This is a genomic window from Nocardia amamiensis, from assembly GCF_015477605.1.
Taxonomy (GTDB): domain Bacteria; phylum Actinomycetota; class Actinomycetes; order Mycobacteriales; family Mycobacteriaceae; genus Nocardia; species Nocardia amamiensis_A.
Genome location: NZ_JADLQX010000384.1, coordinates 1 through 250, shown reverse-complemented (window position 1 = coordinate 250; position 250 = coordinate 1). Strand labels below are relative to the sequence as shown.

1 pseudogene is annotated in these 250 nt (G+C 60.0%); it reads left to right on the top strand.

Features of this window, described 5'->3' with window-relative positions:
- Window positions 1–125 precede the first annotated feature (125 nt).
- Window positions 126–250, top strand: a pseudogene (locus IU459_RS38220) (transposase); the annotation flags it as partial.

Below are 250 nucleotides of genomic sequence, written 5' to 3'. Positions count from 1 at the left end.
ACTGAAAATGCCTCTCGATTCCTGCATGATCCTGGCCTCGACAACCACGATCATCCCAGGTCGAAAGGCATTTTCCCTATCTCACACACCGACTGTGACCAGCACCCCATCCACGGATCCAGGCTAAACTGCGCTCGGGCAGTTACTTCCCGGATTGGCTGCTCGAGCGCCGCAAACGCGCCGAACGCGCACTCACCAGTGTGGTGGCGACCTGCTACCTGCTCGGGGTCTCCACCCGCCGCATGGAGAA